The organism is Glycomyces salinus (genome assembly GCF_016428645.1).
GTDB classification, from domain to species: Bacteria; Actinomycetota; Actinomycetes; order Mycobacteriales; family Micromonosporaceae; genus Glycomyces; species Glycomyces salinus.
Genome location: NZ_JAELXW010000162.1, coordinates 1 through 5474, shown reverse-complemented (window position 1 = coordinate 5474; position 5474 = coordinate 1). Strand labels below are relative to the sequence as shown.

At 69.3% G+C, this 5474-nt stretch carries 6 protein-coding genes and 1 pseudogene; 5 read left to right on the top strand and 2 right to left on the bottom strand.

Annotated elements, in window-relative coordinates; genetic code table 11:
• From JFB92_RS24645 to mqnC, 5 genes and pseudogenes are all read left to right on the top strand, one after another.
• Positions 1-939 (top strand): annotated as a pseudogene (locus tag JFB92_RS24645) (hypothetical protein); the annotation flags it as partial.
• A 57-nt stretch (positions 940-996) separates the two neighbouring features.
• Positions 997-1305 (top strand): HPr family phosphocarrier protein, encoded by a 309-nt coding sequence (locus JFB92_RS24640; protein ID WP_199044575.1) that lies wholly within the window; start codon positions 997-999, stop codon positions 1303-1305.
• 45 nt (positions 1306-1350) lie between these two features.
• Positions 1351-2223: a menaquinone biosynthetic enzyme MqnA/MqnD family protein gene (locus tag JFB92_RS24635; protein ID WP_199044573.1), complete on the top strand. Its 873-nt coding sequence runs from the start codon at positions 1351-1353 to the stop codon at positions 2221-2223.
• Positions 2208-2978, top strand: coding sequence for an FAD-binding oxidoreductase (locus JFB92_RS24630; RefSeq protein ID WP_199044571.1), 771 nt, complete (start codon positions 2208-2210; stop codon positions 2976-2978). Before JFB92_RS24635 ends, JFB92_RS24630 begins: the two co-directional genes overlap by 16 nt.
• Positions 2979-2997: 19 nt before the next feature.
• The gene (mqnC, locus tag JFB92_RS24625; protein ID WP_199044570.1) at positions 2998-4155 is read left to right on the top strand and encodes a cyclic dehypoxanthinyl futalosine synthase; all 1158 of its coding nucleotides are present in this window, start codon (positions 2998-3000) and stop codon (positions 4153-4155) included.
• A gap of 88 nt (positions 4156-4243) precedes the next feature.
• On the opposite strand, the gene JFB92_RS24620 is transcribed toward mqnC, so the two are convergent.
• Both JFB92_RS24620 and JFB92_RS24615 read right to left on the bottom strand, forming a co-directional pair.
• A complete protein-coding gene (locus tag JFB92_RS24620) occupies positions 4244-4426 on the bottom strand; it encodes a DUF397 domain-containing protein (protein ID WP_199044569.1) in 183 nt (60 codons plus the stop codon).
• On the bottom strand, positions 4416-5222 hold the full coding sequence (locus tag JFB92_RS24615) for a Scr1 family TA system antitoxin-like transcriptional regulator (protein WP_199044568.1): 807 nt from the start codon (positions 5220-5222) through the stop codon (positions 4416-4418). The genes JFB92_RS24620 and JFB92_RS24615 overlap by 11 nt, the downstream gene beginning before the upstream one ends.
• Between the last annotated feature and the right edge of the window lie 252 nt (positions 5223-5474).

The following is a 5474-nucleotide window of genomic DNA, read 5'->3' as shown; positions in this document are numbered from 1 at the left end:
CCGTCGGCCGCGCCGCCCATGCCGCCGTCGGCCGCGCCGCCCGTCGCCGAGCCCGAACCGGAGCCGGAGCTGAAGCTGGAGGCGCCGCCCGCGCCCGAACCGGCGCCGAGCCCCGAGCGGCCGGAACCGGCCCCCGAGCCCGCCGCGGCGCCCGCAAAGCCCGAGGCGGACGAGGACGCCCCGCTCTGGGACGACGACGTGCCCGAGTCCGGAGAGGACGACGCCTCGGTCGAGCTGTCGGCCGAGGACGAGTCGGCCCTCGACGACCTGGGATCGGACGTCCCCGGCGAATCGCTGACCCCGGCCGAGGCAACCGACGAGGAAGCCGAGGAGCCGCGGCCCGACGACGGGTCCGAGGCCGGCGACCGGGACTCGGTCGAGTCCGGGGAGACGGTCAACGAGGCCGCCCCCGAACCGGAACCGGCGCCCGAGCCGCGGGCCGAACCTGAACCCGAGCCGGAGCCTGAGCCGGAACCTGCGCCCGCACCCGCCGCGGAGGAACCGGCGCCCGCTCCCGAACCGGAACCGGCGCCCGAGCCCGCACCCGCGCCGGAGATCGAGCCCGAGCCGCAGGTGACGACGCCGCCGGCGATCGACAACCCCATGGCCGACGCCGCCCCGCCCGAGATGGAACTCGAAGCGTCCCAGGCGGCCGAACCGGAACCCTCGCCCTCGCCCGCGGCGACCTCCGACCCCAAACCGATCGTCGACGCCCCCGACATCAGCCTGTTCGACGAGCCGCCCTCCAAGGTCAGTCAGACCGGCGCGCACAAGACGCCGCCGACCTGGCCGCCTGCCGAAGGCGAGGACGACTACAAGCCCGGCCGCGCCCGCGTCGAGAACCTCGTCGTCGAGAAGGCCGACCTGCCCGAGCACATGCCGCTGCCCAGGCCCACCGTCTACGGAGGACCCAAGGCCGACGCAGAAGAGGGCGAATAGGGAAAACCGGCCCCAAACCTCCGATCACGGGTCATCCTGTAGCCGGGGGTGAGCGGCATGGCACAACGCCGTGTGAAAGTGACCACGGAAGTCGGGATACAGGCCAGGCCCGCGACCGAGTTCACCGACACAGCGAACGAGAGCGACGCCGAGGTCACCGTCGCCAAGGCCGGCGGCGACCGGGCCGACGCCAAGTCCATCCTGCAGGTCCTGGTCCTCGACGTGCGCTCCAAGGAGGAGATCGTCCTCGAAAGCGACGACGAGGAGGTCCTCGACCGGCTCGCGGCGCTCGTCACCGGGCCCAAGAAGTCCGAGGTCGAGGTCATCCGAATCCTCGACGACGGTGACGCCGACGACCGGGAGTGATCGCGCCGCGCCCGGGTCCCGCCCCGACCCGATACCGTCGAATGCGTGAATCACGCCAGGCGACCCAGGGTCGGCCACATCGCGTTCCTCAACTGCCTGCCCATCTACTGGGGGCTGGCCAGGTCCGGCGCACTGCTGGACGTCGACCTCCACCGCGCGGCCCCGGACGAGCTGTCGCGTCGCCTGGTCGAAGGCGACCTCGACATCGGACCGATCACGTTGGTCGAATACCTGCGGCACGCCGACGAACTCCTGCTCGTCCCCGACATCGCCGTCGCCGCCGACGGCCCGGTCCTGAGCGTCAACCTCGTCTCGGCCGCCCCGCTCGACGAGCTCCCGGCCGCCCCGAGGGTCTCGCTCGCCTCGACCTCCCGCACCGGCGTACTGCTGGCGCGGATGCTCCTGGAGGAGCGCTACGGGCGCCGCCCCGAGTACACCGTCACCGCCCCCCTGCTCGAGGAGGCCATGGACGGCGCCGACGCCGCGGCCCTCATCGGCGACGAGGCCCTGCGCGTCCACCACGACCCGCGCGGCCACCACGTCACCGACCTCGCCCAGGCCTGGAAGGACTGGACCGGCCTGCCCATGGTCTTCGCCGTCTGGGCCGTCCGCCGCGACTACGCCGAATCCCACCCTGGACTGGTCAAGGACGTCCACCTCGCCTTCTGCGAATCGGTCCGGCTGTGCCGGGCCGAGATGGACGAGGTCGTGGCCGCGGCCTCACGCTGGGAGCCGTTCGAGCCGGCCGCGCTGGCCGAGTACTTCGACCGGCTCCAGTTCTCCCTCGGTGAGCGGCACCTCGCCGGGCTCCGGGAATTCGCGTCGCGCGCGACCGGTTATACCGATGTGGCGGCCCTGGGTGAGGACGGGCCCGAATTCTTCTCCGCGCCGAAGGGAGACACATGGCCATCGAGTTGAACAAGCGCAGGCGGCGCCCGTCGTGGCACAAGCTCCCGGTCAGCCGGGTCCGGTCCCTGACCGACGACGCCCTCGAAGTCAGCCTCGCCGTCCCCGAGCACCTGCGGGCGACGTTCGACTTCAAGCCCGGCCAGCACATCACCTTCCAGCGCGTCGAACCCGACGGCCACGAGGTGCGCCGCTCCTACTCGCTGGCCTCGACCCCGCGCGAGCTGGCCGAGGAGGGCACGCTGCGGCTCGGCATCAAGTTCATCCCCGAGGGCACGTTCTCGGCCTACGCCAAGAGCAGCCTCACCGTCGGCGACGTCCTCGAGGTGCTGCCGCCGCTCGGGTCGTTCTGCACCGACATCGAACCCGCCCGCCACTACGGCTCGATCGTGGCCGGCTCGGGCATCACCCCGATCCTGTCGATCGCGGCCGCCGCCCTCGACCAGGGCGCGACGGTCACCCTCCTGTACTCCAACCGCACCGAGGAGACGACGATGTTCGGCTCCGAGCTGCGCGAACTGGAGGCCCGGCACGGTGACCGGCTGCGGCTCCACCACATCCGCACCCGCTCCGACGGCGCGAGCCCGCTCCTGACCGGCAGGCTCACCCCCGACAAGCTCCGCGCGGTCTTCGCCGAGCTGGTCGACCCGGCCCGGATCGACGAGTGGTTCCTCTGCGGCCCCTACGACATGGTCCTGGGCGTCAAGGAGGTCCTGGAGGAGACGGGCGCGTCACTGATCCACACGGAGCTGTACTACGTCGATTAGGGCGGTTACGCTTCAGAGCATGGCCGAAATCGACGATGTCCTCGCCCGCGCCGCCGACGGCGGTCGCATCGAAGCCGCCGAAGCCGAACTGCTCTACCTCGAGGCGCCGTTCCACCCCCTCGCGGAGGCCGCCGACGCGGCCAGGAGGCGCGTCATCGGCGACAACATCGTCACCTACCTCATCGACCGCAACATCAACTACACCAACGTGTGCGTCACCGCCTGCAAGTTCTGCGCCTTCTACCGCGCCCCCAAGCACGAGGAGGGCTGGAGCCACTCTCTCGACGAGGTCCTGCGGCGCTGCGGCGAGGCGGTCGAGCTCGGCGCCACGCAGGTGATGCTCCAGGGCGGCCACCACCCCGAGTACGGCGTGGACTACTACGAGGAGCTGTTCTCCGCGGTCAAGCGCGACTACCCCGACCTGGTCATCCACTCCATCGGCCCCAGCGAGATCGCCCACATGGCGAAGGTCTCGGGCGTGGAGATCGACGAGGCGATCGGGCGGATCAAGGCCGCCGGGCTCGACTCGATCGCCGGAGCCGGGGCCGAGATGCTCCCCGAACGCCCCCGCCGTGCCCTCGCGCCGCTCAAGGAGTCCGGCGAGCGCTGGCTGGAGATCATGGAGACCGCCCACGGCCACGGCCTGGAGTCGACGGCCACGATGATGATGGGCACCGGCGAGACCGCGCACGAGCGCATCGAGCACCTGCGCATGATCCGCGACGTCCAGGACCGCACCGGCGGCTTCCGCTCGTTCATCCCCTGGACCTACCAGCCGGAGAACAACCACCTCAAGGGCCGCACGCAGGCCACCGCGATGGAGTACCTGCGGCTGCTGGCGGTCGCCCGCCTGTTCTTCCACAACGTCACCCACCTCCAGTCCTCCTGGCTGACCACCGGCAAGGCCGCCGGCCAGCTGAGCCTCCACCTCGGCGTGGACGACCTGGGCTCGATCATGCTGGAGGAGAACGTGATCTCCTCGGCCGGGGCTCGGAACAGCTCGCGCCTGTCGGAGCTGATCGAACTGATCCGCACCGCCGACCGCGTCCCGGCCCAGCGCAACACCGTCTACGAGCGCATCGCGGTCCACTGGAGGCCCGAGGACGACCCCACCGACGACCGGGTCCGGTCCCATGTCTCCACGATCGTCAAGGAACTCCAGATCTCCCCGAAGTAGGCGCCTGGGGCTACGCAGAGCGAAGCGCGGCGGCTCCGTGAACGCTTGGAGCGGCCGCGCTCAGTGATTCGGTGGGGCCGTGGGGCGGCTAGCGCTTGGCGGCCTTCATCAGGGCTTGGAAGCCTGCGGGGGTCATGTCGAAGATGGGGCTGTCGTCTCCGAGCTTGCTGTCCCGGATCTGGAAGTAGCCCGCCGATTTCCGAGCTTCGACGCAGTTGTTGCCCTGGCTTCCGCTGCGGCTGGATTTTCGCCACCCGTCGCTAGGTGCCATTTCGGTACTCCTTAACCGGTCGTGTCTGTTCTTCGATATGCGAGGTGAACGTATCAAGGTGTGCCTTGACGGCCGCCTCGCGGTCTTCGTAACGGGCCCCGGAGATGGATTCCGTATAGACCACGTCCGGATCGTTGTTCTTGAATCGTAGTACCGTGAACGGCCCCAGCAGGCGGTGCAGAGGTCCGGCCGAGACCGGGAGGTAACGGATCGAGATCCCAGGCCGCTCATCGAGCTCGACCAGCCAGTCGAGCTGCTCCTGGTCGCACCCGCTTGCGAGGGTGAACTCCGGCATCATGAGCTGGACTTTCGGCAACGGGTCGCAAGCCCAGAAGTCCTTCTGCCGCTTCATTCGGAGTTCCACCAGGCGCTCTCTCGTCGGCGGTTCTTCCGCGCTGTGAATCCGCCGTACGAGGCCCTCGGTCTGGAACAGCCCGTTGACGAGCGTGTCGAAGATCAGGATCTCGTCGGCGTATCGCTCCAGACTGAAGAGCAGACTGATATTTCGGAACATGACTTCCGAATACGGCTCCCACCACTCCTGGTCGGCTTCGGCCTTGAGGTACATCTGCTGGATGACGTACTTGCCCTGCCCCGTGACCCCGTAGAGCTCGCAGAGGGCGGCGATGTTCGCCAGGGTCAACTGGACCCTGTGGCCGTTCTCCAGCCGGGACATCTGGGCCTTGCTGCGGACGACGCCCTCGCGGATGGCGTCGGTCGCGGTTCTCCCCGCTTGCCGCCTGAGTTCCGCCAGGCGCCTACCGAGCTGGATGCGCAGAAATGTTCGATCCGCCATGACAGAGAGTGTTCCATAGGACGCTCCTTTTGGGAAGATTCGTCAGGCTGTTCCAATATGACCCCCGAATACTGGAACCGATCTATTCGCGTGTTCGAGCGAGCGGCGACACCGGGATAGCGATCTGTTGAAGGTCCTGTTCGCGCGGCCGGGTCGCGTCGGGCCGAGGTTCAGGCGATCGGCGACGAAAAGGTGGTGGGACGGCCGGGTCGGCTGCGTGCCTCGGGCCGGTTGGCCCCGGGTTGCTGCGGA